Genomic DNA, 26,099 nt, shown 5'->3' on the forward strand with positions numbered 1-26,099 from the left:
CCCATTGATATTTTTGTTTATAAATCAGACAAAAGATGATAGACATTAATTTGTTGCTGGCATGGGGAGCTGTTTATAAGAAAATAAAGGCTGGCGAAACGATATTTAATGAGGGTCAATTATGTAACTATTACTTTCAGGTAGTTGAAGGAAGTGTCAGCTGGCTAAATATTGATGAAGACGGTAGAGAGTGTATTCATGCTATAATAGGGGCAGGAGAATCTTTCGGTGAATTTCCGCTTTTTGATGACGGGCCATACCAGTCTGATGCTATAGCTAATTCTGAAACCACCCTGATTCGTCTTTATAAGCCAGCATTTTTGAACCTGCTGAAAGAGAATCCGGATATTCTTTTTCAACTTACCAGGCTGCTAGGTAAAAGGCTCCGGTATAAATTCTCTCTTATTCAGTCTATGTCCACAAGCAGTCCTGAAGTCAGGGTAGCTAATCTGCTAAACCAAATGAAGGCTGAGCATAAAAACTTTTGTCCTGACTGTGGGCAATTAACCCTTACCCGGCAACAGATTGCCGGTATGACAGGCCTCCGGGTAGAAACTGTGATCAGAACTATAAGGAATATGCACAGCAGGGGCGATTTAGATATTGCGAGGGGAAAGGTTTTTTGTAAGGATATGATTGAAGTCATATCCGGCTGATTTCCCCTTACCTAATTTTAAAGATGAATTTTTTGTTGCACTGGATAAGAATATCTTTTTTCAATCTGCTTCTTGTCTCGTTTCTTGGTTTCCTTCTCCGTTATAAAATAGCTTTCTCGTTGCCCTGGCTTGACCAGAAGAATGTTCTTCACAGTCATTCTCATTTTGCTTTCTCGGGTTGGGTAACACAGGTTTTAATGGTGCTCCTTATTTATTACCTGAGCAGGAAGCTTGGCGATAAGATATTTGCCCGGTATCGCTGGATCTTATATGCTAACCTCAGTACTTCCTATGGAATGTTAGTTAGCTTTATTGTCCAGGGTTATGCCCTATATTCTATTGTTTTTTCGACGCTGTCCATTATCGTATCCTTTTTCTTTGCTGTTTATTTCTGGAGTGACCTCAATAAAATACCCGGGGCAATTGTGAGCCATTTATGGTTCAGATGGAGCCTTATCTTTAGTGTGATCTCTGCATTTGGACCGTTTAGCCTGGCATGCCAGATGATGGCAAAAACAGCCAGCCAGGATTGGTATCTGGCATCGGTTTATTATTATCTGCATTTTCAATATAACGGTTGGTTCCTATTTGCCGGTATCGGCTTGCTGGCGGATCAGTTTGCGGGCCTGGAAGCCGTGCAGAGGAAGCTCAGAAAGGCATTTTTTCTGTTTTGCGGAGCATGTATACCGGCCTATTTTCTTTCAGTGTTGTGGCTGCCGGTTGCTGCAAATATCTACTACCTCCTCATCGCCGCGGTAATTGCTCAGCTCATCGGATGGGCGTTGATCCTTGATGCTGTTCGAAAGAATATGTCTTTTATTAAGCAGCAATTTTCCGGGTTCGGAAATGTATTGCTCATATTATCTGCTATAGCTTTTACTATAAAACTGATTCTCCAGACAGGATCTATTCATCCTGGGCTTAGCCAATTGTCATACGGCTTTAGACCCATCATTATAGGATATCTTCATTTGGTGCTTCTTGGAGTGACTACGATCTTCGTAATCGGGTATATCCTGTCTTTACGGCTGATAAGGGTTTCAAAAGTGTTAACGCTGGGTGCTGCGGTCTTTGTTGCAGGCGTTATCATTAACGAATTACTGCTAATGGTGCAGGGAGTGGCGGCTTTAAAATATCAGGCTGTGCCTTATATCCAGATATTTTTGTTCGGAGCCGCAGTAATCCTGATGTTGGGTTTATTGATCATGTTTATAGGCGCTATGAAGCGCCAGGTAGGTGATCACGTAACACCAGTGTCTTAACACAGGCAAATATGTGAGATATCTAACCCACAAAAAACGGCTGTTGGAATGACTAAATCATTTCTATAATTTGATGCCGCCAGCACATTTTTTGAACCATAATAAAAAGCGGACTAAAAAAGGGGCTTAGAAGGGCTCTCCTAGGGCTCTTGTTGGGCGAAAACCGCGTTTTTATACCATTTAGCGCAATCATCGCCCAACAAGAACCCTTTCAGACCCCTTCTAAGCCCCTTCAAGGATAGGCGCTGGGCCCAATGTCAATCAGCCGACAAAACTGGGATCCAAAGGCGCTCTGCCATCCGGCGTACCTGTTTAAGGTCGGTCTCTAATCCCGCCCTGATGTTTTTCTGATAATTGATCAGTTCGGGGAGCAAGGATTCATAATATCCAATGCCATTGAGTAGCTGTTCTTTGAACTTTTCAATCTGTTTTGCCTTTTTGTCGCTCATATCACGCAGGCTGTTGTCGATATCCTTTTTAAGATAACTCAGGTACAGTTTAATTTCGTTAACGAACATATTGGGACGATTAACCCCTTCCAGCAAATTGAGCTTTCCGTAGATATGTTTAATCATTTCATCTAATGAGTATGTGCTGGAAAAGTATGCCGTATTTGGTCCCGGACATATAGTTACAGCCGGGTTTTCCTTTGGCTTGATCATGCCGTTCTTTATATATGTCGATGAACAAAGCCCTTCGCAAAGGCATACTTTCTCAGTGATATCGTTAAACTGTTTTTGATAGTCTGCCGGAGAACAGGCTTTGGTTTTGAGTTCCTTTATTTTTAAGCTCTGATATTTTCTGGAAGCTGTGCAAATGGCTTCTTTTGTGAACTCGGTGTTCGAGACGAGATATTTTTTCGTGCAGGGGCTTCCAGGGCGGCCTTCTTCTATACGTTTGAGTCGTTGGGTTTCGGCAGAGCTATGGCGGAAATTATTGAAAGGTATGCCGAGAGGCGATGAACCGCTGATGTAAAAGTCATCTTCTCCCGCTCCGGCCAGCTTCTGCAGGGTATCGTTATCTACATTGGTAGCTTCGGGAACTAATAAAAAGGGACTTCCCCAGCCGGTGCCGTCAAGCTGATAATGATGTCTCAGAAATTCGTTCTCTTCGGCTGTTCCGATGCCGCCCTGAACTGTTATCCGGGTTGCCGGAACCGTAATGTTTTCGAATCCCTTATCTGCCAGGGCAGATCTATAACCATTAAAGAGCTCCACGACCATCTCTGCACGTTTTTGTTTAAACTCCTCCAGGATTGGTCCCAGAAGGTAACCTTCAGTAGCAAATGCATGTCCGCCGCAGTTCAAGCCCGATTCTATCCTGAATTCATGGATCCAAATACCTTTTTTAGCAAGGAATTTGGCCTGAATGAATGCCGAGCGATAGTCACTGACTTTGAGTATAACCTTTTTACGTGCAGGCTGGTTATCAATGGGAAAGAAATCTGGGAATTCGTCCAGGTAACCATACAAACGGGGGTTCATTCCGGCCGATAAGATCAATGAAGAACATAAATTGCTTTCTGCAAACCCTTTTAGTGCTGCAAGCGCGTCCGAAAGCTGGTCTGCACCGGCTGCCCCATTCTTTACATGATTGATCTTGTCGACCTTCGACATGATATTAACATCTATCGCGCCTTTCCTCACCATAGTTCTGAGTCTGTTCTGAAGGAAGCTTTTCTTATAAGGATTTGGCTCCGACAACATCTGCCTGTAAGCAGTGGCTTCGTGTGTATGATCCGGAAGCAGTTCAAAATACCTGGTGATATCAGATTTTGGGGTAAAGCCTAGTTTCTTTAATTCATGGTGCTGTTTGTCGACCAGTTGATCCAGTAAATTTAAATACGCAGTTATGCGGGCTGGTCTGAAGCCGGGCGCACTCATTTTTATAGGAATGAAGGTCTCATCCTTGGGGTAATGAAATTCCCTCATTCTTTCGACCAGCTGGTCATCGACAATGGAAACAACCGACGATATCCCGTAACGGGCGACTTTTAGAGGAGTATCTATTGAGTACCCGAGACCGAGTACCGGAATGTGAAAAGTGTGGCTCATATTGGTTGTTAATTTAAACTGCGGAACTGAAGATCTGGTTCAGTGGTTCTTTTAACCATAATTTCTGGTCGAAGCACATGCATATATTACGCAGAAATGCTTTCCCTGTACTGGTAACGAGAACCTCGTCGTCTTTTATGCGAACGAGATCATCTTCTTCGAGAGGCTTGAGCCTTTCCATAAAGTCGTTATAAGACGAATGCTGACTTGAAATAATTGCTTTTCCCCGGCACATGATATCTAAAATGATCCTTCGGATTAAAAGGTCATCCGGAGTCAGGATATGCCCTTTTATTAGTGGAAATTTGTTGTTGTTAATACTTTTCAGGTAAGCTTCAACCTGTTTGACGTTTTGCGCAAATCCGTACCAGCTATCGCTGATAGAAGAAATGCCAAGCCCGATCAGGAGCTTAGTATATTCATGGGTATAACCCATAAAGTTCCTGTGCAATTTACCGTTGCGTGATGCGAGATAGAGCGTGTCGCCCTCAAGTGCAAAGTGATCCATGCCGATATCATGGTATCCAGCCTGCTGAAGAAGATTCCGTCCCTGTTCGTACAGGGTCCTTTTTTCATCATCCACAGGAAGGTCTTTTTCCGTGAAACGTCTCTGTCCGGGCTTTATCCAGGGCACATGCGCATAGCTATAATAAGCGATCCTGTCGGGCTTTAGGCGGATCACCTCAGAGATCGTATTGATAACACTGCTCAACTTTTGCAAAGGCAGGCCATATATCAGGTCATAATTGACTGATGTATAACCTATTTCCCTGGCTGCGGATGTTACTTTCTCCACCTGCCCGACACTTTGCCTGCGGTTGATTATCTCCTGAACAGCGGGATCGAAATCCTGGATACCTAAACTAAGTCGCCGGAAGCCACATTGATATAACGTTTTTAAATGTTCTCCAGTAGTATTGGCCGGATGGCCTTCGAACGACATATCGGCATCCGGAAGGAGAATAGCATTCGCGGTTATGCCATTTATGAGCCTTGCGAGATTTTCTGCACTGAAGAACGTGGGGGTACCTCCTCCAAGATGGATTCCGCTAATGCATGGTTTGCCTCCCAATACACGGGTATACATGTCCCACTCTTTTAATACGGCATCAATATAAGGCCCCTCTACATGATGGTTTTTGGTTATGCGTGTAGTGCAGCCGCAATAAGTACATAAGTTTTCGCAAAACGGCAAATGAATATAGAGACTAATACCATCCCCGCTGCTTTCATAATATGAATTCCGGGCTGAATTAAACCATTGATCTTCGTCCCATAGCTCCTCGTTCCAATAGGGTACTGTTGGATAGCTGGTGTACCTGGGGGCAGCTACGTTATATTTTTTTATCAGAGTAGTGCTGCTCATAAAGCAATAGTTGACCCGCTGACTGGGGGCGTTTGTAAAACAGCAGCTTCTTTCACCGGATTGTTCGCGGTCCATTCGTCAAGATGTTCAATGGTATTCTGCGCGATAACACTTAATGCTTCTTTGGTTAGAAAAGCCTGGTGCGGGGTGAGGATCACCCGTGAATGTTGAATGAACGACTTTAACAACTTATCGTTTACACGCTGGCGACTATGATCGAAGAAGAATATTTCGTGCTCAAACTCGTAAACATCCATCCCTATCTTGCTGATCCTGTTGCTTTGCAAGGCATCGTAGACATCTTTTGAATTGAACACTGCACCACGGCTGACGTTGATCAGTATCACTCCTGGCTTCATTTTAGCGATGCTTTCAGAATTAACTAAATGATGCGTTTGTTCCGTCAGCGGGATATGAAAGGAAATTATATCAGACAGGCGGAGAATATCTTCGTAACTTACCTGGATTGCGCCCAGCTGAATGGCTTCTTTTTGTACATCTTCTACATCGCTTATAAGTACATTGGCACCAAATCCCGACAATATCCGGGTTAATGATCTCCCGGTTTTCCCGAAACCGACTATGCCTATGGTTTTGCCTTTGAGGGTAAAGCCCAATAGGTTATCCAGGGTAAAGTCGTATGTCATGATCTGCCTGTGCCCGGGGATGAGGTTACGGGCAAGGGCAAGCATCAAAGCCAGCGCATGTTCCGCTATCGATTCGGGCGAATAGGAGGGGATATTAGCCGTTTTGATACCTAGCCTGGCCGCCTCGGCTAAATCTATATGATCAGTGCCTGTAGAACGGGTGCAGATATATTTTATACCTCTTTTGTACAATTCTCGGATCACCGGCGCAGAAACATCGTCAGAAGAGAAAACGAGTACCGCCTCTTTACCTTCGGCATATGATACCGTGTTAAGGGTCAGACGGTTCGAGATCAGGGTGATATCGTGCTTTTTTTTATTGAAGGTGATAAGCGGCTCCTTCTCACACGACTTAATGCTGTATGCGATTACTTTCATTGCTGGATTCTTTGTTACAAAAATACCAGCACGCCGAAAGCTACTCTATGAGCTTAATCAGCAAGGAAAGTGATCTTGGTCACTTATTGTTTTACTTTCCGGAGTTTGTCGATGGAAAGAATTTTGATTGAGCTCGCTTCCTTTTCAATAAGTTTCTCATCTTTAAAATCAGAAAGGGTGCGGCTTATTGTTTCATTTGCGGTACCAACCATAGCCGCAAGGTCGTCTCTTGAGATCTTAACCGTCGCCTGATCCTGCCCCCCCGGATCAACTTTCCCTGTCAACGCTACCAACGCATCAGCAACCCGTTTGCGGACGGAGTTATACGCCATCTTCAATAGCTGATCCTGTTTCTCCTGCAAATTGCCAGACAGTAATTCGATGAATTTCTTAGATATCCCCGGGTTTTTAAAGATCACCTCTTTAAAATCATCCCTGCTTATCAAATGCAGTTCGGTATTTTCGAGTGTCTCGGCATTGTCGGTAGACGCTTTGTTCAGAAGTACGGAGTCATATCCGAAAAACTCGCCAGGGCCATACATGCCGGTTGCTATTTCACGTCCATCCTGATATACCATATAGGATCTTACTGCCCCGGCCTTTATCATAAAGGCATGAAGCAGATGGTCGCCCTCTGAAAAGATCACCTGTTTCTTTTTGTAAGTGCGCACCCGGCTGCTCTCTACCAGCTCTGTGAGGATGCGGGCAGTTTTTGTTTTATCGTCAAAGGATGAGTCGTCGGTATTTTTCTTCAGGCCTTCACCTTTTTTTAACCTTGTCTCTACGGTATTAAGTAACTCCATATCGCCGAAAGGCTTGGTAAGGTAATCATCCGCGCCCATTTCCATTCCTTTACGGATGTCGGCCCGCTCCGTCTTCGCTGTGATAAAGATAAAGGGAATGTTCGCGGTCTGCTCATTCTTGTTCAGCAGGTAGAGCACGCCATATCCATCAAGCTCAGGCATCATGATATCGCAAAGGATCAGGTCTGGCAGCTGCTTGGCAGCTATTTCCACTCCCTTTCTGCCATTTTCAGCAGAGTATACTTCATAGTCAGCTAATTCAAGGATTTCAGCTGTGCTTTCGCGGATATCCTGGTTATCTTCAATGATTAATATAGATTTTGCTGCTTTAGACATGTCTTCTGAAAATTAAAGTTATTGTAGTTCCCTGGTTCTCCCTGCTTATAAAAGAGACTTCTCCGCCCATTAAACCTACGTAACGTTTTACGATATTCAATCCAAGGCCCGTACCGGGAATGTTCCCGGTATTATGGGCTCTGAAGAATGGCTCGAAGAGATTCTTTTGTTCTTCGTCAGGGATCCCGATACCGTTGTCTTTCACAGTGATGATCAGCCTGGAATTATCCAGTTCACTGTTAAATTCAATAAAGGTGTTCTCTCCTGAATATTTGATGGCATTAGAGATCAGGTTAATAATTGAATTCTTTAAGAGAGCAGGATCAAGATTTACGCGTGCGGATGTACCCGTATGCTGGTAAACAATATTCTGGTTTTGCTTTGCGATAAGCTGCATCTCCTCAATGAGATCTTCCGAAAATTTAACAATATCAAATTCTTCAAACCGGGCCTCAGTTTTACCCGCCTCAAGCTTCTCGAGCGACAGGAAATCGTTTAATATCCCTGTGAGCTGTCCAACTGAGTTTTTGATCTTCCCTGTATGCTTGATCACATGTTCAGGATCTTTCTTTTGCGTATATTTTTCAATCAGGGATGCAGAAAGCTGCACGGAGCTCAGGGGTGTTCTGAACTCGTGGGAAGCCATGGAAACAAACCTTGTTTTTAACTGGTTCAGTTCCTTTTCTTTTTCCAGGGACATACTGACGTCCTCTTTGGCTTTTTCCAGTTCATTGACCAGGGTTTGCAGAACCTCAGTTCTTTCCTTTATTCGTATTTCCAGTTCTTCCGTATACTCTTTTAACGACCTCTCTGCAGCTTTTTCTTTGGTCAGGTCGTGAACAAAGCCCGTATATATCTGTCTGTTTCCGTATTCTACCTCACTTACCGCGAGCCTGAATGGAAAAGTTGTTTTATCCTTTTTCAATCCGAGAACTTCGCGGCCGATCCCTATGATCCTCCGCTCGCCGGTAGCCTGGTATCGCTGCAGGTAAGAATCATGAGCGCTTTTGTCAGGTTCAGGCATGAGCAAAGAGATGTTCTTTCCTATCACCTCTGATTCAGCATAACCAAAAAGCTGGCAGGCAGCCGGGTTTATCGATTCAACAATACCCCTGTTATCGATGGTAATGATGCCGTCAATTGCCGTATTAATGATCGCATTTAGGAGGTTTATCTTTTCCATATCGCTGTTAAATTATAAAATCCTGCGCACTTTCCGTATCAGATTTCCTTCCGGCAAGGAATTTGGTGCAAGATCAATATTTTCTGTGATACAGATCATTTTCTTCAGATCATTTGATGAGGAACTTTGTCATAACAAAACACAAAGATCATGGCAACACATAAAATTTCAACTTCATTTATTTCAAATTCTATTCCGGCTCATACTCAAAATGAAGGATTTGCATCAAAATACCTGGATTTTGTAGATGGTCAGAAAGCTAATTCTATCGCATGGTGGCTGGGTTCATTATTGCTTCACGGATGCATATTGGTGCCGCTTACCTTTCTTTTTGTTTATTCAACCGGCGGCCCTACGGGATTGTTCTTAGCGATTAGCATGTTAGCTTTTTTCGTGAACGTTATTGCTAATATGGGAGGCGCAGGTTTCCGGTTTACATTTAACTCCCTGGTGGTGAGTGTTATTATTCACCTGGTTATGATAGGCTTAACTATTATAAATATACTTTAATGGTTAGTGTGCACCGGCTGCCGGTGCACACTGATTTATACCCCTTCCCTAATTCTAGCGTTTCGATATGCTATCATGCCGAGCCTTTCCCCGGCTGAATCGTAAACCTACCCATCTCCAGTCTATAATTATTAATCTGTAACACAGGCATCTTATCCCGATCAAACAGGTTAGATCAGAATTTGAAAATAATTTAAAATGTTTTCAATAGCTGCTCGTCTTCTTTAATAAACCTGATATTTTGATCACAGCAGCAATGCCCAAAGAAAAGAACAGCCACATACTCCAAACGATAAGATCGTATGGTAAAGGGCTTATGGGCTTCATTCGCAGCAGGGTTAAAAGTGAGGAAGATGCGGAGGATATTATACAGGATGTCTGGTATCAGTTAAGCGCTATAGTGAATTCTGAGCCTATTGAGCAAACAGGCGCCTGGTTATACCGGGTGGCTAAAAATAAGATTATCGACAAGCATAAAAAGAAAAAGGAAGCGCTGTATGAAGATAGTTTTAACGGAGAGGATGAAGATGTTTCTGATATCCGGGCCATGTTGCTGACAGAGGCAAAGACACCCGAAACTGAATTTATCCGAAACCTGTTCTGGGGACAATTATTCCGTGCACTGAATGAGCTTCCTGAAGAACAGAAGCAGGTGTTTATCTGGCAGGAACTGGATCATATGTCATTCCAGGATATCGCTGAAAATACCGGGGCGAATATCCAGACCCTGGTCTCACGCAAACGGTATGCTGTTCTGCATCTCCGGAAAAGGTTAAAACAATTATATAAGGAACTTAATGATTATTAGATTTTACGATTATGAAAGAGATATTTTATAAAGGACGGTTTATATTTTTTCCGCTTATCGGGGCTGCGCTTCTCTCATTGGTGAGTTTCGTGGTGATGCTGCTCTGGAATAACTTGTTGCCGGAAATATTGAATGTAAACGCGATCACTTTTTGGCAGGCAATGGGAATATTCATTTTGTCCAAGATCCTTTTCGGCTTTGGGGGCAAGGGAGGCAAAATGGGCGGTAACTGGAAACGCCGGAGAATGGCGGAGAAATTTAAAAATATGACTCCCGAAGAAAGGGAGTTGTTCAAGGAAAGAATGCAGCAATGGAAATGCTAATCTGATTTATATAATACGATATGGAAGTATTAGTTTTTAAAACCAGTGTTGCAGAGCAATCTGAAGTAAACAAACTTTACGCTTTATTGATGGGCTTTGCTGATATCAAACAGGTTACTGTCGACCTGGAAGATTGCGACAGGGTACTGAGGATTGTTGGAGAGAACCCGTCGGCCAGTTTAATTAAATCGCTGGTGCGTTCGCTTGGGGTGTCGTGCTCTGAATTGGAGGGATGAGGTCGGAAGTCTGAGTACCTCATACCTCATCTCCTCGGGCCTCCGACCTCATCCCTCCTGCCTCACAAATCTTCACAAAACAATAAATACTAAAAATATTAGTATTATGTTTGTAGTAAATATTCATCATGAGTATGCTGCAGACAAAAAAGGATATCATCAACAAGCTCCAGAAGAGCATTTTGTTGTTGCAGGGATTAAGACCTGCAGCAATAAATGGGGATGAATCTGTTGGCCTGGGCCCTGTAGAGTCTGCTTTCCCAAACGGCATTTTCCCAGTTGGCGCAATTCATGAATTTCTTAGTGTTGAACCTGAGCAGGCGGCAGCCAACGGTGGCTTTATAGGTGGGATATTAAACCCGCTGATGCAGCGTGGGGGTGCTTGTTTGTGGATCAGCATGTCGAGAAAGCTTTTCCCTCCTTCTCTCAAAAGCTTTGGTATTGAACCCGACAGGATCATCTTTGTTGATCTGAAACGTGAAAGGGATGTACTGTGGGTTACCGAAGAAGCGCTTAAGTGTCAGGGTCTGGCTGCCGTTGTCGCCGAACTTAAGGACATCAGTTTTACTCAATCAAGAAGGCTGCAGCTTGCAGTTGAGCATAGCCGGGTAACCGGATTTATTCTGCGCAGCGATCCGCGTAAATCAGGTGCAACAGCCTGTGCTGCGCGATGGAACATTAGCACATTGCCAAGTGAACTGCAGGATGGAATGCCTGGCATAGGTTTGCCCCGCTGGAAGGTCGAGCTTTTAAGAGTACGCAACGGTAACCCGGGTTCCTGGAAAATGGAATGGGCAGCGGGCCGCTTTAGTCAAATTGCTGAACTGACCGGGATACCGGTATTAACAAAAAGCCTGAAGACGGGATGATATGCAGAAACGTTATGTTGCCATATGGTTCCGTCATTTACTGACTGACTGGCTGATCCTCCGCCGGCCTGAACTTCGTGAGATACCTTTTGTTCTTACGGTCAAGGATCATAACCGGCTGCTGATCACCGCAGCTAATAGTCGCGCAGAAAACCAGGGAATATTTCCGGGGATGCCGGCAGCCGACGCAAAAGCGCTTGTTCCGGTACTGGAGCTTATAGACGAAATTCCCGGAAAGAGAGCAAGGCTTCTCCGCAGTTTAGGTGAATGGTGTATTCGTTATACCCCGTATATCGCAGTGGATGCTCCCGACGGCCTGCTGCTGGACATTTCCGGATGCGCACATCTCTGGGGCGGGGAACTGCCTTACCTGAAGGAAATCGTTAAACGCTTAAGAAGCAAGGGTTATGATGTACGCGCTGCAATGGCTGATACAGTTGGTACGGCCTGGGGAATAGCCCGTTTCGGAAAAGTAAGTCCGGTCATCGGTAATAATGCCCAGGCTGAAGCTCTAATGCCTTTGCCGCCAGCTGCTTTAAGGCTGGATCCCAGCATACTTGAGCGGCTCCGGAAGCTTGGGCTTCGTACCATCAGCAGTTTTATTAGCATGCCACGGCCGGTGCTGCGCAGGCGTTTCGGCCAGGATCTGATCAGGCGGCTAGATCAGGCCCTGAATAATGAGGAGGAATATATTCAACCTATCCATATCCTGGACCCTTACCATGAACGTTTACCCTGCCTGGAGCCGATCAGAACAGCTGTGGGGATCGAAATTGCGGTGCAAAAGCTACTGGAGATACTCTGCCTTCGCCTGCAGAAGGAGGGTAAGGGAATCAGAACGGCTATATTTAAAGGTTATCGCCTGGATGGCAAAGTTGTGCAGATGGGAATCGGCACAAACAGGGCATCACACAATACAGATCATCTTTTTAAACTTTTTGCACTCAAGATAGCTACGTTTGAACCGGCGTTGGGGATAGAGCTTTTTACGCTTGATGCTCCGAAAGTGGAAGATGTCCAACCCGGACAGGAAACATTGTGGGCAGAAGATGCCGGCCTGGAAGATATAGCCCTGGCAGAGCTGCTGGACAGGCTTGCAGGGAAAGTAGGGGCCGATGCAATTCGCCGTTATCTGCCAGCGGAGCATTACTGGCCCGAACGATCCATCAGGGCTACCTCTTCTATCCGCGAAAGGGCTCCTGTAAAATGGCGAACAGATAAGTCCAGGCCAGTTCAGCTTCTGACTAAGCCGGAGCTTATTGAGGTAACCGCCCCAATACCAGATTACCCGCCAATGTTATTTCGCTATAAAGGGAAAGTTCATCAGATAAAAAAAGCAGATGGGCCCGAACGTATTGAACGTGAATGGTGGCTGGAGAAGGGGCAGCACCGGGATTACTACCAGGTTGAAGATGAAAATGGCAGGCGTTACTGGCTGTTCCGTTCGGGGCATTATAATGCTGAAGGGGCTAATGAATGGTTTATACATGGATTTTTTGCGTAATGAGCTATACAGAACTTCAGATAACGAGCAATTTTAGCTTTCTTCGGGGTGCTTCACATCCCGAAGAACTGGCAGAACAGGCTGAAGCTTACGGTTATTCTGCATTCGCTATTACCGACCGGAATAGCTTTGCCGGCATTGTCAGGGCCCATGCTGCTGTTAAAGGAAAGGATATCCGTTTGATCCCGGGCTGCCGTTTAGATCTTCTCAACGGTCCGAGCTTATTAGCCTATCCAACAGACCAGGAAGCATACAGCAGGCTATCAGGATTATTAACTGCCGGAAACCTGCGCGCGGAAAAAGGCGAATGCCATTTGTATAAAGCCGATGTGTATGAACACAGCAAAGGCATGAAGTTTATTGTGATCCCTCCTTCATCTTTGACGGAAGCTTTTGAGTTTGATGCATCCTTTCATCAGGACCTTAAAGAATATCATGAAGCGCTTGGGACTGAACTTTATATGGCAGCATCCCGTTTGTACCTGGGGAATGATCAAAAGAGGCTCTTCCGGCTTTCCCAGCTCTCATCAGAATTTGATGTTCCTCTGGTTGCCACTAACGATGTGCACTATCACACCCTGGCACGCCGTGAGCTTCAGGATATACTCACCTGTGTGCGGGAAAAATGCACCATTCATACAGCCGGCTTCCGTCTGCACCAGAATGCCGAAAGGCATCTCAAACCGATAGATGAAATGCTGCGGCTGTTCCGTCTGTACCCGGATGCTATTGCCCGAACGCAGGAAATAGCTGAAGCATGTCAGTTTACCCTTAGCAGCCTTAAATATGTTTATCCTGAAGAGCTCACCAGGGAGGGTAGGACACCTATGGAGGAGCTGGAAATGCTCACCTTTGAAGGTGCTAGGGAGCAATTCGAAGGAACTATTCCTGAGAAAATAGAGAGCCAGATCAAGGACGAGCTGAAATTTATGAAGGAAAAGAACCTGGCAAGCTACTTCCTGACCGTTCATGATTTTGTGCGCTTTGCACGGAGCAAGAACATCCTGTGCCAGGGCCGTGGTTCCGCGGCTAACTCGGTGGTATGCTATTGCCTGGGTATCACTTCAGTTAACCCAGCCAAATTCAACTTGCTTTTTGCCCGCTTTATGTCGGATGCCCGGGATGAACCGCCTGATATTGATGTCGACTTTGAGCATGAACGCCGGGAAGAAGTGATCCAGTATATTTATAAGAAGTATGGGCGGGACAGAGCGGCTATTGTAGCTACAGTAACCCAACTGCATTTTAAAGGCGCGGTAAGGGATGTTGCCAAAGTTATGGGCCTGTCGGTCGATACAATTAACCGTTTATCTTCCACTGTGTGGCATCATGAAGATGCCTTCGATGAACATCATATTGCTAAACAAGGCCTTAACATTCATGACCCGCATTTACGCAAGACGCTCGAACTGACCAACCAGATGATCGGCTTTCCGCGCCAATTGGGCCAGCATACCGGCGGCTTCGTGATCACACAGGGCAGCCTTTCAGATCTCTGCCCCATTATGAATGCCCGGATGGAGGAGCGGACTTGCATTGAATGGAATAAGGATGATATAGATGCCCTGGGCTTTCTGAAGGTGGATGTGCTTGCTTTGGGCATGCTTACCTGTATCCGCAAAGGGTTTGATCTTGCAGAAAAGCATTATGGTGAAAAATATACGCTGGCTAACGTCCCTCAGGATGATCCAAAAGTTTATGAAATGATAAGTCATGCCGACACCATCGGCGTGTTCCAGATCGAAAGCCGGGCACAGATGTCTATGCTGCCGCGTCTGCGCCCTAAAGAATTCTATGACCTGGTTATAGAAGTGGCTATTGTTCGCCCGGGGCCTATACAGGGGGATATGGTACACCCTTATTTAAGAAGGCGTAATGGCGAAGAGCCTGTTGAATATCCTTCACCGGAATTAGAAAAGATATTAAAACGCACATTGGGTGTTCCCTTATTTCAGGAACAGGCTATGGAAATAGCTATTGTGGCTGCTGGTTTTACTCCTGCTCAAGCGGATGGGTTAAGACGCAGCATGGCTACATTTAAAGCTCACGGACAGGTTACCCGTTATAAGGAGATGCTTGTTGAAGGGATGATCGCTAAAGGCTATGAAGAAGCTTTTGCCCAACGCATCTTTAAACAGCTGGAGGGTTTTGGCAGTTACGGCTTCCCGGAAAGCCATGCTGCCAGTTTTGCCTTGCTGGTTTATGTTTCTTCCTGGATGAAGTGCCATTACCCGGATGTATTTGCCGCGGCCCTCCTGAACAGCCTGCCTATGGGATTCTACCAGCCTGCACAGATCGTGATCGATGCCCGCAAGCATGGGGTGGAAGTGCGGCCTGTTGACATCAATTATTCTATGTGGGATAATATACTGGAAGAAAAGGCAGGGAAGTACCACGCACTAAGGTTAGGCTTCCGGCAGGTAAGCGGTCTGTGTAAGGATGATGCTGAACTATTAATTAATGGAAGGACCGGCTTATACGAACAAATTACAGCGCTTCGCAATGCAGGTGTTTCACAAGCCACACTTGAAAAGCTGGCTGATGCGGATGCCTTTCGTTCTATTGGTCTCGACCGTCGTCAGGCATTGTGGGAAGTGTCCGCACTGGCGGATACACCAGAAGCTTTGTTTGCCGGTCAGCCATCGGAGAGTGTAATGGAGGGTCAGATCGAGCTTCCTTTCATGGCTGACTCAGAACATGTTATCCAGGATTATGCCGCTACATCTTTGTCTTTAAAAGCCCATCCGGTTAGCTTTGTACGCGAAAAGTTAAGCCTGCTGCACGTACGTTCTGCAGAAGACCTTGCAAAAGCAAAGGATGGTGATCTGGTAAAAGTAGCAGGACTTGTGCTGGTGCGGCAGCGGCCCGGAACTGCCAGCGGCATTTGTTTTATTACCATCGAGGATGAAACAGGCAATACCAATCTGGTAGTCTTTCAAAAGCTTTTTGATCAGTACCGCAAAGAGATCCTTGGAGCAAGGCTCCTGATGGTGGAAGGGAAATTGCAAATAGAAGGAGAGGTGGTCCATGTGATTGTTAAGCGCTGCTTTGATCTTACCAGGCTGCTCAGGGATTTAACTCCGTCGGATAGTGAAAACCTGCCGGTGTTAACGTTATCCAAGGCCGATGAACGCAGCGAACCGGTTTCGGGAGGCAATAAAGGAGTAGAAGAGATGCGGGCAGCGCGCGCGGGCAACGGCAGGAAGGAAGTATTTTATAAGGGGAGGAATTTTAAATAAAGCACTTCGCCCTAAAGATCAATCATAAACTGATTTCTGTCGCTGAAAAACCAATCCTATGATCATGTCCTTTAAATGTCAAGTCTGACATTCCATTACCTTATCTGCAATAAAAGCATTATGTTTGTAATAGTCAGACGTTTGTTTTAGAAAAAGACATGGAACTATTAAATTTATTTTCAGCTTATATGAGGCAATTTGCATCAGACGTGCAAACCGCTGCCCGTTTAACGGCTGTAATATTCTGTTCTGGCTATTCCTTCGGCTTTTCTTTCCAGTCAAGCAGCAAAGACTTTATTAAGTAAGCCCCGGCGTATTACGACCGGGGCACCCCGGTCTTTCTTATTGAACAGGATCAATGTTCCTGTTAATACTCGCCTTAAATAATACCTGAGTATCCTCCCTCTAAGATCCGCCGGATAACCACCAAATATTTCTAATAACATTTAACGATACAGCCAGGCAGATGCGCACGTGCGATACCTGCCAACTGAACGTTACTCAAAAAATTTATAATGAAAATAATGTGTCCAGAACATCAGGGTATCGTCGAGGTAACGGGAACACCCTATACGAATGTAAAAAATGTATTGTTTGAAGATCTTGTAGTTGAATGCCCTGTTTGCGACGATGAAGTGATCATCAATGGGAAGTTTGATTACGATGAGAACGGCAATCCGTCAACTATGTAATAAATAAATTAAATGAAACCTGTTGGCCGACAGGCCTGTCCGGCCGAAGCCGTTCTGACGGGCTTCATTGCTATTAAAAAAAACAAAATATATAAATGAAAAACGCACAACTTATTCTTTCAGCAAGTGATTATGAGCTTTTGAAGAATCACCTCAAATTGAGTGCTAATTTATCCGAATTCAATAAGTCAAAACTTAGTATTGAATTAAAGACCGCGCGTGTGGTATCGACAGAAGATATGCCGGACGATGTCGTTTCTGAAAACTCTTATGTAGAGATACAGGATATTGAAAGCGGGAGAACATTTGATTTTCATCTTGTGAATCCCAAGGATGCAGATGTTAAGACTAACCGTTTATCAGTTCTTGCTCCGATCGGAATCGCCTTGTTAGGATACAGGCCAGGGGTAGAAGTCGAATGGGATATGCCGAACGGCCTAAAAGTGTTTCGCATCATGCGTGTTGAAAGACACGTTAAGACGGTTGGCTGAATTTAAACGAATTTGTATATTTATTCGTTTTACTAAAGTTAGACAATGAATCCCTGCAACGTTTATCTGCTATAGTCTTTAATATGGAATATCAAGATCTCTCAAAAATTCACACTCAGATAAGTGATATGTTCAGGTGGCCCGAAACGGCTTCTCAATGGAAGCAATACTTGCTTACGCCTGAGCAGGTAGCGTCTTACAAAGAACTGGGGTATGTCAGTAACATTAAGTTCCTGAATGACGAGCAGGTAGATTTTCTGAATGAAGAGCTTGCCGGGCTGGTCGATCCGCAACATCCCGGGAATTCATTATTCCATGAATACCACTCGAATGAGTCATACGACCCCAACGTTATCCTTTTCCATGCCTTGGGTGCCTGGCGGGTTACGCCGGGCTTTCACGACGTTCTATGGAACCCGGCTTTCGTCATGGCGGCGTCGCAGCTGCTCGGCGATAAAGCCGTACGTTTCTGGCACGATCAGCTGTTTTATAAACCTGCCCTGCATGGCGGCGTTGTGGCCTGGCACCAGGATTACTCCTACTGGACACGTACCATCCCCATGCACCACCTCACTTGTTGGGTGGGGCTGGACGATGCAACTGTTCAGAACGGTTGTTTATATTATGTCCCGGGGAGCCACCGCTGGGGCTTGCTCGATAAGCCGGATCTTGCCGGTGATATGGAAGGACTGATGCAATACCTTACTGAGGAGCAAAAGGCAGAGTTTAAACCTGTGCCGATAGAGCTGAAGAGAGGGCATGGAACATTCCATCATCCCCTTCTCGTTCATGGCTCTTATGAGAACAAGTCTGAGAAGATGCGGCGTGCCTTTGTGCTCAATGTATTTTCAGATGGTACGCTGTCTGATACCGACAATGAACTGATGCAGGGAGCCGCTCCGATACCAAAAGGCCAGAAGATGGGCGGGCAATTTCATCCGTTGTTATTTGACCCTCAAACGGTTGACGCTTTAGTTTAACCGGACCTCTGTCAGAATAGCATGAAGATTTCTTATTTCTGCACTACCTGGGGCCAGAAAACCGATAGCTGGGACGCTTTCATGATGAAAGTCAGGAATGCAGGGTATGATGGAATAGAAACCAGCTTCCCACCTTCGGGCGAGGAAAGCGAATTTCTCGAATGCCTCAATAAATACGGGCTTTATTTTATAGGCCAGCACTGGGAAACCAGCAGCGCCGATTTTGAGCTTCACAGGGCTGAATACATTAACCGTCTCCGGTCGCTGACATCATTGGCCCCCATTTCTATTAACTCGCATACAGGTAAAGACTACTTTAGTTTTGAGCAGAACAAGGCTTTACTCGATGTTGCTGCTGAGATTGCAGCCGAAACAGGTATCCCAATATTTCACGAAACTCACCGCGGCAGGTTTGCTTTTGCCGCTCACATTACCCGTTCTTATCTTGAACAAACTTCCGTGGAGCTCACTCTGGACGTTTCACATTGGTGCGCTGTGGCAGAAAGCCTCTTGCAGGATCAGGCGGGAGCGCTCGGCGCGGCATTAGATCGTACACGGCATATTCACGCAAGGGTAGGATTTGAACAAGGCCCCCAGGTGCTGGATCTTACTTCTCCTCAATACAATAGCGCTTTGCAATTTCACCTGGAATGTTGGGACAGGGTAGTTCTGCAGCTAAAGGACCATGGCAGGCCTATGCTTCCCGTTACCGCAGAATTCGGTCCTCCGCCTTATATGCAGCTCTATTCAGCTCCTGAGGCGGCTGACAGGCAATGGCAAATGAATGTTGATATGATGAACCTGCTGAAGAGACGATATAGCGCAATTATTTAAAGGTCAACGGCGGTTAACGACTTCATCTAAACACATGCCGGCAAAATGCGTTCTTATATAGAAACTGATGATTTATGCCAGACTGGAAAAAGCTCTTTAACGACTCCACATCGCTTGTAGAAGGTAAATTCGACGATCTTTTTTTCAAACTGCGGAAACGTTTGAAGTTAAATGATCCGCTGCAGATCGTTACCTACCGGAGTTACGGTACCGTGAACCGGCTTTATATTAAGGGGCGGGTACTCGAAGATAAAGGGATTAATGCGGCGACCGACCGGGATACAATTCTCAATAACCTGGTTAACATGTATCATCGTTTCCAAAGCGATGAGATACCTGGCGCCTGTTTAAAGGTCAATTTCCAGGATCAGCAGCACATGATGATCACCGATGATGAAGGCTATTTCATGCTGAACCTGGCGCCCGGCACTCCCATAAGTCCCACCGATATGTGGCATGAGATTGAGGTTGAGCTAACGGATGCGCCTGTCGCATTCCCACCGGGACTGAAATGCATGGCACAGGTATTGGTGCCTCCTGCGGATGCGGAATACGGCATTATCAGTGATATTGACGACACCATTATACATACCAGCGCTACCGATATCCTGGCCATGTCCCGTAAGGTTTTTCTGCATAACGCCCGCACACGGCTTCCCTTTGCCGGTGTTTCTGAGTTTTATAAGTCCTTGCAGCTCGGCCGTAATGGGAAGCGGAATAATCCTTTCTTTTATGTCTCCAGCAGTCCCTGGAACCTGTACGACCTGCTGAAAGATTTTCTGGACCTTAACGAGATTCCCGAAGGACCACTACTGCTTCGTGATTTCGGCCTTCAGGATAATAAATTCATCAGCTCGGGCCACATGGGGCATAAGTTCAGCGAGATAGAGAATATCCTGCTTACCTACCCCTTGCTGAATTTCGTATTGATCGGCGATAGCGGGCAGGAAGACCCGGTGATTTACCGCGAGATCGTAAAAAAGTTCCCTGGCCGTGTACTGGCAATCTATATCCGTGACGTACAGCTCGCCGACCGGGAAAAGATAGCAATAGATATCTCCGCCGAATTAAAGGACCATGTAGACCTGGTGATAGTAGACAATACTGTCGAAGCAGCTGAACATGCCGCTAAAACCGGGCTGATCTATACGGAGGCAGTTGCTGATATCGAAGAGGATAAGAAACAGGATAAAGGAGAAGCTGCGGGGAAAGAGGAAGCAAGTATTGTCTAGCTGAAAAAGATCATTATGGTGATGTTGCGTTTCTGCTGATCTCTTCGTATTGTTTATAAATTATCCTAAATCTGGACATATGAAACTGTCAAAAGCATTAATAGGGGCCATGCTGATCGGAATTACCATTCAGGCCACGGGTTGCGATAAGGACGACACCACTAAACCCGACAAAGAAGGGAAGAAAAAGAAGGCTGTATATAATTGCCCTGCGTGCGGAATGGGATAAGCCCCGGCTATGCCTGCAATAATTCCTTCTATAGCGTGTAACCTGGATGCAGATATCCTGTCTGCCTCATTACCCTTATTTTCCGAGCACAGGGTGGGCGGCATCGAATGGTCTTTCGACGCCCTGTACGGGATTGAGCAAGTACCGGAATGGTTCACCGAGTTATTGACGGCTTATAGTAATGAACGCAGGCTGGTAGGCCACGGTGTTTATTTCTCGATATTCTCAGGCAGGTGGTCTGAGGACCAGCAAAACTGGCTGAACGAATTAAAGCTGCTTTCCCAAAAATTCAAGTTCGATCATATCTCGGAGCATTTCGGCTTTATGACCGGAAAGAGCTTCCACCACGGAGCTCCTTTAAGTATCCCATATACCGGGAGCACCTTACGTTTAGGTAGAGACAGGCTTTCGCGGATCTATGATGCCTGCCGATGCCCTGTAGGACTTGAGAATCTGGCTTTTTCGTACTCGCTTGATGAGGTAAAAAGACATGGCGAGTTTTTGGAGAAGCTGGTTGAGCCGCTAAATGGATTTATTATCCTTGACCTTCATAATTTATATTGCCAGGTACATAATTTCTCTGCCGACTTTGAAGATCTGATCAAGCTCTATCCTCTCGATCGTGTTCGCGAGATCCATATTTCGGGCGGGAGCTGGGAGCAGTCGGTTCTAACGGGTAAGCAGGTAAGAAGAGACACCCACGACGAATCTGTTCCGGATGAAGTGTTTGACTTATTGAGAAAGACACTCAGCCGCTGCCCTAACCTGAAATATGTGGTGCTTGAGCAGCTTGGCGATGCGCTGAAAACATCCGGCAGCAGGAAGGCTTTTTATTCGGATTTTATTGAAATGGAAAGTATTATCGCAGCAGGCAGTAAGTCGCGGCCAGACACCCAGACCAACCTGTTTTCCCCGGACTATAACCTGGTCTCCGACCAGGTGGCTGAAGATCATGACCTCTATCTGCAGCAACGTGAGCTTTCTGGGATCCTGGAAACTTCTGGTTCGTATGAGCAAGCCGTCGACCGATTGAAATTATCTTCCCTGCATAATTCGGAGTGGGATACGCAGAACTGGCAGCCATATATGCTCGAGACCGCTATGAACATCGCACAGAAATGGAAAAGTACTGATGATTAAAGCAGTATCAATTCATTCCCTGTGATCTCAATTCCATATATCCACAAACTTTCTGGCAAAATGACCGCAAGCCAGCACTCCTTAAAACCTATCCTGTAAAATGGTGTTATCCAGCATTGAAATCACCGGGATAATAAGACGGATTTATGCGCATAGCTTTATTGGGAGGCGGTCCGGCCGCGCTGTTCATGTATAAGAGATTGACCGAGTCAGGTCACCCCGGCCTGGAGATTGATATATTCGAAAAGAAAGAACATTTGGGGAATGGCATGCCCTATAGTACCGAGGGCGCAAACGACGAGCACATTACCAATGTATCTGACCATGAGATCCCTGAAATAGTTATGTCGATTGAGGACTGGGTAAAGGTTGCACCTAAGGAGCTGCTGGCCCGGTTTGCTATCACTCCGGAGAATTTTAACGAGTTTAAAGTACTGCCGCGTTTGTTTTTTGGACAGTATCTTTCATCACAGTTTAAGCTTTTAATAGACCGGGCAACGAAGGCGGGGATAAAGACTGCCGTTCATCTCAATAGTAATGTAATTGACGTGGCTGACCACCCAGGGCAGGACGAAGTTTCGGTAGAAACTGCGGATAAAGAGGTGATGAGATTCGACAAAGTGGTTATTTGTACAGGGCATAGCTGGCCCGTGACTTATGAGGGCAGGGTTGCCGGCTATTACGACTCGCCCTATCCGCCGGCGAAACTGAAATTGAAACTAAACCATCCTGTAGCAATTAAAGGCTCTTCTTTAACCGCTATTGATGCTGTCAGGACGCTTGCGCGAAACAACGGAATGTTTATAACCGGGGAGAATGGCAGCCTTACATTTCAAATATCAGAAGAGAGCCGGGATTTTAAACTGGTTATGCACTCCATTGATGCGCTCCTTCCCGGCATCAGGTTCCACCTGGAAGATACGCATCTTGCGAACGATTCATTGTTGACGCCCGGAGAGATTAAGGAACACAGGGAGGCCAATAATGGATTTTTGTCTCTTGATTTTGTGTTCGAGAAGAACTTCAAGGAAATCTTCAGGGATAAAGATCCCGCGTTTTACGATCAGATTAAGGATCTAAGCCTTGAGGAATTTGTCGAATCAATGATGGCTCTCCGTCAGCGTCTGGATCCATTTGTGCTGTTCCGTGCTGAATATAAAGAAGCAGAAAAGTCCATCAGGCGCCAGGAACCGGTTTATTGGAAGGAAATGCTTGCTGTTCTGAGCTTTACAATGAACTATCCGGCCAAGTATTTGTCTGCCGAAGATATGCAGCGTTTGACTAAAGTACTGATGCCGCTGATATCCATTGTTATAGCCTTTGTTCCACAAAGCTCTGCCTGTGAGATGCTTGCGCTTTATGAGGCAGGGATACTTGAAATTGTTGCGGTAGACCAGGCAAGTGAGGTGGTGCCTGGAGAAAAGGTGGGGGGTATCTATCGTTACACAAGCGAAGATGGCGCCCGGCGGCAAATCCCATATACGACGTTCGTCAATTGTATAGGGCAACCCCGGCTGTCGTATGAGGACTTTCCTTTCAAAAGCCTGATAAATAGCAACACCATCAGCCCGGCACACGTAAAATTCCAGTCGCCCACAGCCGGTCTGATAGCTCTGAAGGAAGGGAGCGGTGATGTGACAACCGACGGGCAGGGTAATTATTATTTGAAGGTGCCCGGCATTACCATTAACGACAACTTTCAGGTTGTAGATCTCTATGGCATTTCCAGTAAGAGGATCTATATTATGGCGGTGCCTTACATAGGGGGGTATAATCCGGATTATTCAGGACTGGATTTCTGTGAGGAAGCATCGGGTCTTATTCTGGAAAGGATCCTTGATGATACTGCACCCGGTATCTGACAGCAGGGTGCAAGTTGATATCCCTTAAAGGTTTTACTCACAAAAAGCACGAATGGATCTGTTCCGGCTTTACTCGGTTTGGCAGATCGGCGCCGCGGGTATAAAATGCGCTTATTCGTAGTGCTCAGCTGCTTAGGGCATGATCTTCGCGCGGAAACCTCAAAGAATGGGTGGCACCTGGTATTACAGAATTATCCGGGAGCGTATTTTACTCCCGCAGATGTGGAAAACGCTTTCTTGCCACCCTTAATGCTTTCTGTTAGTTTAGCTTTTTAACAAAAAGCTTTTAAATGAGAACTTCCTTTAACAAACTACCGATCCTTACACTTGTAATTGTATTAGCCTTATTCGCTGCCTGTAAACCTAAAAAGCTCATCACCCAGGCGCCGCCTGTTCCGGTTGAAGCTCGTCCTGCACAGGAGCCAGCTAAGCCTGCACCGGTTGCAGAAGCCGATACTGATGGCGACGGGATTGTAGACTCCAAAGATAATTGCCCGAATAAAGCAGGCAGTGCTTCCAACAACGGATGTCCGGAGACAGCAATAGCTGCTGAACCCTCGTTCAACTATAAAAACATTCTTTTCGAATTCAACTCATCCGTCCTTAAGACTTCTTCCTATTTAACCCTGGACGACATCGTACGGGAAATGAAGAAATATCCTGACATGAAATTCGCCTTAAACGGCCACTCATCTTCTGAAGGAACTGAAACAAGGAATATGACCCTTTCTATCGATCGCGCTACTGCAGTAAAAAGTTATCTTATTACGGCCGGGATTAATGGAAGAAACCTTGAGGTAAAAGGCTTCGGTGAATCTATGCCTGTTAATACGAATAATACGGAGGCAGCAAGGCAACAAAACCGCCGGGTAGAAATAAAGAAACTTAATTAATAATAATTAGGAATCTTCATCTGAAATTCATCTTCTGATATCAACTTTATACTATCAAAGTATAAGAGGATGATGTCACTGGTGTTACCTATCGAAGATGCACAAGCCGTCAGTAAGAAAAGAAGCAGGAAGCTTCGTTTGTCTGAAGATATGCTTGTAGTGGGCCTGAAGAATAATGATAGCTTAGCTATGTCGGCCCTGTATCAGATGTATTCAGATTCCCTGTATAAAATTATCTCGACCATTGTTGTTGTTGAAGAGGTAGCTCAGGATCTGTTGCAGGAAACGTTCATTAAGATCTGGAATTCGTTTAAGATGTACGATGCAAGCAAGGGACGCTTGTATACCTGGATGGCCCGGCTAGCACGTAATTTGTCTATCGACTACCTGCGGAGCTCAAATCACAGGAATGCTTCCGTGTGCGAAGATCTGTCGGAGGTGACCCAGCAGGTTGATATGACCTTTCAGACGAATTATAATCCTGAGCTGATAGGTGTTAAGGAAATGACCCGTATCCTCAATAAGGATCAGAAGTCTGCCCTGGAGCTGGTGTATTTTCAGGGATATACCCATGTGCAGGCAGCAGAGGAGTTAAATATTACCTTAGGTATCCTGCGTTCGCGATTGCAGTCATCGTTAAGCGAATTGAGGAAGGCGTACGCTTAACTGCTGCGAATTATGAAATGATATTACAGGTTCTTGTTTAGATGGTAGGGAGGGGCTCAACTTAGTTGAGCCTCTTTTTTGCTTTTAGTCCATGCCTTCATTTCTCAGCTTATACCTTCATCACTCAGCCCCCAAATTTGTCCCTTCAGTTCCCCAACTGGGGAAGAACATCCCGTTTTTGTTTTGGCATTATACACTGGAAAGGCTGTTTTTACATATTTGAGGTGCATATTCCGGTTTGGACTCTCGTTTGTCTAAGTATATCCAAACACAGACAGACTAAAAACTAAAAAAGCATTATAAAACCAGAACATGAAAAAAGTATTATTCCTAATCGCATTCGTTACCGTATCAATTATCAGCAGCAGCTCATTCGCCCAGACGGCGAACGTGAATATCACATTGTCTGATGTATTATCATTCTCAGTAACACAGCCGGGATCGCTTGACGTAAACTTCAACACGGAAGAAAAATATAATAATGGTATCACTTCACTGGCAACGGACCACATCAGCGTGATCTCCTCCAGAGGTTATGTAGTTAAGGCGATCGCAGGAACGGTAACAGGTACTGCAGCATTAGCTCCCGGTTCAGTAAAGTTAACTCCGGCAATCGGAGCTACTAACGGCGGTAACGCAGCAGGCATCACTTACGGATCGTCAGTTACCTTACCGGCAGCAGGCGGAACAGCAGCCACTGTTATCACAGCAACCAACACTTCATGGAACGGTGCAGTATCAGCCAACAAGTTCAACGTTTCTTACCTGATCGGTGCCGGTGGTACGTACGCCGGTAAAGCTACCGGAACAAACGTTATCCCGGTTGTTTATACAGTAACACAACAATAATTCTTAGGAGTAAAAGAATAACGCACTCTTTATTATTTATAAAGGGAAAAGAGCCGC

The 26,099-nt window shown here is 45.5% G+C and carries 25 protein-coding genes; 20 read left to right on the forward strand and 5 right to left on the reverse strand.

Annotated elements, in window-relative coordinates; genetic code table 11:
* Positions 1-35 precede the first annotated feature (35 nt).
* Both P2W76_RS17600 and P2W76_RS17605 read left to right on the forward strand, forming a co-directional pair.
* Positions 36-656 carry a Crp/Fnr family transcriptional regulator gene (locus P2W76_RS17600; protein WP_276349216.1) on the forward strand — a complete coding sequence of 207 codons (621 nt, stop codon included), beginning with the start codon at positions 36-38 and terminating at the stop codon, positions 654-656.
* 23 nt (positions 657-679) lie between these two features.
* Complete coding sequence (locus P2W76_RS17605) at positions 680-1,918, forward strand: hypothetical protein (protein WP_276349217.1); 1,239 nt, start codon at positions 680-682, stop codon at positions 1,916-1,918.
* 257 nt (positions 1,919-2,175) lie between these two features.
* On the opposite strand, the gene P2W76_RS17610 is transcribed toward P2W76_RS17605, so the two are convergent.
* The 5 genes from P2W76_RS17610 to P2W76_RS17630 form a co-directional block, all read right to left on the reverse strand.
* The gene (locus P2W76_RS17610) at positions 2,176-3,972 is read right to left on the reverse strand and encodes a hypothetical protein (protein WP_276349218.1); all 1,797 of its coding nucleotides are present in this window, start codon (positions 3,970-3,972) and stop codon (positions 2,176-2,178) included.
* A gap of 13 nt (positions 3,973-3,985) precedes the next feature.
* Entirely contained in the window at positions 3,986-5,338 is a 1,353-nt protein-coding gene (hemN, locus tag P2W76_RS17615) for an oxygen-independent coproporphyrinogen III oxidase (RefSeq protein WP_276349219.1), read from the reverse strand.
* Positions 5,335-6,363, reverse strand: coding sequence for an NAD(P)-dependent oxidoreductase (locus tag P2W76_RS17620; protein ID WP_276349220.1), 1,029 nt, complete (start codon positions 6,361-6,363; stop codon positions 5,335-5,337). Before P2W76_RS17620 ends, hemN begins: the two co-directional genes overlap by 4 nt.
* An 83-nt stretch (positions 6,364-6,446) precedes the next feature.
* A complete protein-coding gene (locus tag P2W76_RS17625) occupies positions 6,447-7,502 on the reverse strand; it encodes a response regulator (RefSeq protein WP_276349221.1) in 1,056 nt (351 codons plus the stop codon).
* On the reverse strand, positions 7,495-8,685 hold the full coding sequence (locus P2W76_RS17630; RefSeq protein WP_276349222.1) for a PAS domain-containing sensor histidine kinase: 1,191 nt from the start codon (positions 8,683-8,685) through the stop codon (positions 7,495-7,497). The genes P2W76_RS17625 and P2W76_RS17630 overlap by 8 nt, the downstream gene beginning before the upstream one ends.
* A gap of 150 nt (positions 8,686-8,835) precedes the next feature.
* Between P2W76_RS17630 and P2W76_RS17635 the strand changes: the two genes are divergently transcribed.
* The 18 genes from P2W76_RS17635 to P2W76_RS17720 all read left to right on the forward strand — a co-directional run bounded on the left by P2W76_RS17635 (position 8,836) and on the right by P2W76_RS17720 (position 26,042).
* Positions 8,836-9,195 carry a hypothetical protein gene (locus P2W76_RS17635; RefSeq protein ID WP_276349223.1) on the forward strand — a complete coding sequence of 120 codons (360 nt, stop codon included), beginning with the start codon at positions 8,836-8,838 and terminating at the stop codon, positions 9,193-9,195.
* Positions 9,196-9,436: 241 nt separating this feature from the next.
* Positions 9,437-10,003, forward strand: a complete 567-nt coding sequence (locus P2W76_RS17640) for a sigma-70 family RNA polymerase sigma factor (protein WP_276349224.1) — start codon at positions 9,437-9,439, stop codon at positions 10,001-10,003.
* Positions 10,004-10,014: 11 nt separating this feature from the next.
* Positions 10,015-10,326, forward strand: a complete 312-nt coding sequence (locus P2W76_RS17645; protein WP_276349225.1) for a hypothetical protein — start codon at positions 10,015-10,017, stop codon at positions 10,324-10,326.
* Between the two features lie 20 nt (positions 10,327-10,346).
* Entirely contained in the window at positions 10,347-10,562 is a 216-nt protein-coding gene (locus tag P2W76_RS17650) for a hypothetical protein (RefSeq protein WP_276349226.1), read from the forward strand.
* Between the two features lie 134 nt (positions 10,563-10,696).
* Positions 10,697-11,431: an Error-prone repair protein ImuA gene (locus P2W76_RS17655; protein WP_276349227.1), complete on the forward strand. Its 735-nt coding sequence runs from the start codon at positions 10,697-10,699 to the stop codon at positions 11,429-11,431.
* A 1-nt stretch (position 11,432) separates the two neighbouring features.
* Positions 11,433-12,935, forward strand: a complete 1,503-nt coding sequence (locus P2W76_RS17660) for a DNA polymerase Y family protein (protein ID WP_276349228.1) — start codon at positions 11,433-11,435, stop codon at positions 12,933-12,935.
* Positions 12,935-16,174: an error-prone DNA polymerase gene (locus P2W76_RS17665; RefSeq protein ID WP_276349229.1), complete on the forward strand. Its 3,240-nt coding sequence runs from the start codon at positions 12,935-12,937 to the stop codon at positions 16,172-16,174. Before P2W76_RS17660 ends, P2W76_RS17665 begins: the two co-directional genes overlap by 1 nt.
* A 515-nt stretch (positions 16,175-16,689) precedes the next feature.
* Positions 16,690-16,866, forward strand: coding sequence for a hypothetical protein (locus tag P2W76_RS17670; RefSeq protein ID WP_276349230.1), 177 nt, complete (start codon positions 16,690-16,692; stop codon positions 16,864-16,866).
* Between the two features lie 95 nt (positions 16,867-16,961).
* Complete coding sequence (locus P2W76_RS17675) at positions 16,962-17,357, forward strand: GreA/GreB family elongation factor (RefSeq protein WP_276349231.1); 396 nt, start codon at positions 16,962-16,964, stop codon at positions 17,355-17,357.
* A gap of 83 nt (positions 17,358-17,440) precedes the next feature.
* The gene (locus P2W76_RS17680) at positions 17,441-18,337 is read left to right on the forward strand and encodes a phytanoyl-CoA dioxygenase family protein (protein WP_276349232.1); all 897 of its coding nucleotides are present in this window, start codon (positions 17,441-17,443) and stop codon (positions 18,335-18,337) included.
* A gap of 21 nt (positions 18,338-18,358) precedes the next feature.
* Positions 18,359-19,171 carry a sugar phosphate isomerase/epimerase gene (locus P2W76_RS17685; protein WP_276349233.1) on the forward strand — a complete coding sequence of 271 codons (813 nt, stop codon included), beginning with the start codon at positions 18,359-18,361 and terminating at the stop codon, positions 19,169-19,171.
* Positions 19,172-19,245: 74 nt separating this feature from the next.
* Positions 19,246-20,403, forward strand: coding sequence for a phosphatase domain-containing protein (locus tag P2W76_RS17690; protein WP_276349234.1), 1,158 nt, complete (start codon positions 19,246-19,248; stop codon positions 20,401-20,403).
* Between the two features lie 79 nt (positions 20,404-20,482).
* Positions 20,483-20,632 (forward strand): hypothetical protein, encoded by a 150-nt coding sequence (locus P2W76_RS17695; RefSeq protein ID WP_276349235.1) that lies wholly within the window; start codon positions 20,483-20,485, stop codon positions 20,630-20,632.
* 9 nt (positions 20,633-20,641) lie between these two features.
* On the forward strand, positions 20,642-21,772 hold the full coding sequence (locus tag P2W76_RS17700; protein ID WP_276349236.1) for a DUF692 family multinuclear iron-containing protein: 1,131 nt from the start codon (positions 20,642-20,644) through the stop codon (positions 21,770-21,772).
* Positions 21,773-21,918: 146 nt separating this feature from the next.
* Positions 21,919-23,634 carry an FAD/NAD(P)-binding protein gene (locus P2W76_RS17705; protein WP_276349237.1) on the forward strand — a complete coding sequence of 572 codons (1,716 nt, stop codon included), beginning with the start codon at positions 21,919-21,921 and terminating at the stop codon, positions 23,632-23,634.
* 290 nt (positions 23,635-23,924) lie between these two features.
* The gene (locus P2W76_RS17710) at positions 23,925-24,527 is read left to right on the forward strand and encodes an OmpA family protein (RefSeq protein WP_276349238.1); all 603 of its coding nucleotides are present in this window, start codon (positions 23,925-23,927) and stop codon (positions 24,525-24,527) included.
* A 69-nt stretch (positions 24,528-24,596) separates the two neighbouring features.
* The gene (locus P2W76_RS17715; RefSeq protein ID WP_276349239.1) at positions 24,597-25,193 is read left to right on the forward strand and encodes an RNA polymerase sigma factor; all 597 of its coding nucleotides are present in this window, start codon (positions 24,597-24,599) and stop codon (positions 25,191-25,193) included.
* A 312-nt stretch (positions 25,194-25,505) separates the two neighbouring features.
* The gene (locus tag P2W76_RS17720) at positions 25,506-26,042 is read left to right on the forward strand and encodes a hypothetical protein (protein ID WP_276349240.1); all 537 of its coding nucleotides are present in this window, start codon (positions 25,506-25,508) and stop codon (positions 26,040-26,042) included.
* Positions 26,043-26,099 lie beyond the last annotated feature (57 nt).

This window comes from Daejeonella sp. JGW-45 (assembly GCF_029360805.1).
Lineage (GTDB): Bacteria > Bacteroidota > Bacteroidia > Sphingobacteriales > Sphingobacteriaceae > Daejeonella.

Coding starts and splice junctions, on each gene's coding strand:
- P2W76_RS17715 (WP_276349239.1), top strand. CDS start 24,597: ATGATGTCACTGGTGTTACCTATCGAAGATGCACAAGCCGTCAGTAAG.
- P2W76_RS17685 (WP_276349233.1), top strand. CDS start 18,359: ATGAAGATTTCTTATTTCTGCACTACCTGGGGCCAGAAAACCGATAGC.
- P2W76_RS17680 (WP_276349232.1), top strand. CDS start 17,441: ATGGAATATCAAGATCTCTCAAAAATTCACACTCAGATAAGTGATATG.
- P2W76_RS17600 (WP_276349216.1), top strand. CDS start 36: ATGATAGACATTAATTTGTTGCTGGCATGGGGAGCTGTTTATAAGAAA.
- P2W76_RS17665 (WP_276349229.1), top strand. CDS start 12,935: ATGAGCTATACAGAACTTCAGATAACGAGCAATTTTAGCTTTCTTCGG.
- P2W76_RS17710 (WP_276349238.1), top strand. CDS start 23,925: ATGAGAACTTCCTTTAACAAACTACCGATCCTTACACTTGTAATTGTA.
- P2W76_RS17695 (WP_276349235.1), top strand. CDS start 20,483: ATGAAACTGTCAAAAGCATTAATAGGGGCCATGCTGATCGGAATTACC.
- P2W76_RS17630 (WP_276349222.1), bottom strand. CDS start 8,685: ATGGAAAAGATAAACCTCCTAAATGCGATCATTAATACGGCAATTGAC.
- P2W76_RS17655 (WP_276349227.1), top strand. CDS start 10,697: ATGCTGCAGACAAAAAAGGATATCATCAACAAGCTCCAGAAGAGCATT.
- P2W76_RS17610 (WP_276349218.1), bottom strand. CDS start 3,972: ATGAGCCACACTTTTCACATTCCGGTACTCGGTCTCGGGTACTCAATA.
- P2W76_RS17635 (WP_276349223.1), top strand. CDS start 8,836: ATGGCAACACATAAAATTTCAACTTCATTTATTTCAAATTCTATTCCG.
- P2W76_RS17690 (WP_276349234.1), top strand. CDS start 19,246: ATGCCAGACTGGAAAAAGCTCTTTAACGACTCCACATCGCTTGTAGAA.
- P2W76_RS17720 (WP_276349240.1), top strand. CDS start 25,506: ATGAAAAAAGTATTATTCCTAATCGCATTCGTTACCGTATCAATTATC.
- P2W76_RS17705 (WP_276349237.1), top strand. CDS start 21,919: ATGCGCATAGCTTTATTGGGAGGCGGTCCGGCCGCGCTGTTCATGTAT.
- P2W76_RS17620 (WP_276349220.1), bottom strand. CDS start 6,363: ATGAAAGTAATCGCATACAGCATTAAGTCGTGTGAGAAGGAGCCGCTT.
- P2W76_RS17605 (WP_276349217.1), top strand. CDS start 680: ATGAATTTTTTGTTGCACTGGATAAGAATATCTTTTTTCAATCTGCTT.
- P2W76_RS17675 (WP_276349231.1), top strand. CDS start 16,962: ATGAAAAACGCACAACTTATTCTTTCAGCAAGTGATTATGAGCTTTTG.
- P2W76_RS17645 (WP_276349225.1), top strand. CDS start 10,015: ATGAAAGAGATATTTTATAAAGGACGGTTTATATTTTTTCCGCTTATC.
- P2W76_RS17650 (WP_276349226.1), top strand. CDS start 10,347: ATGGAAGTATTAGTTTTTAAAACCAGTGTTGCAGAGCAATCTGAAGTA.
- hemN (WP_276349219.1), bottom strand. CDS start 5,338: ATGAGCAGCACTACTCTGATAAAAAAATATAACGTAGCTGCCCCCAGG.
- P2W76_RS17700 (WP_276349236.1), top strand. CDS start 20,642: ATGCCTGCAATAATTCCTTCTATAGCGTGTAACCTGGATGCAGATATC.
- P2W76_RS17670 (WP_276349230.1), top strand. CDS start 16,690: ATGAAAATAATGTGTCCAGAACATCAGGGTATCGTCGAGGTAACGGGA.
- P2W76_RS17625 (WP_276349221.1), bottom strand. CDS start 7,502: ATGTCTAAAGCAGCAAAATCTATATTAATCATTGAAGATAACCAGGAT.
- P2W76_RS17660 (WP_276349228.1), top strand. CDS start 11,433: ATGCAGAAACGTTATGTTGCCATATGGTTCCGTCATTTACTGACTGAC.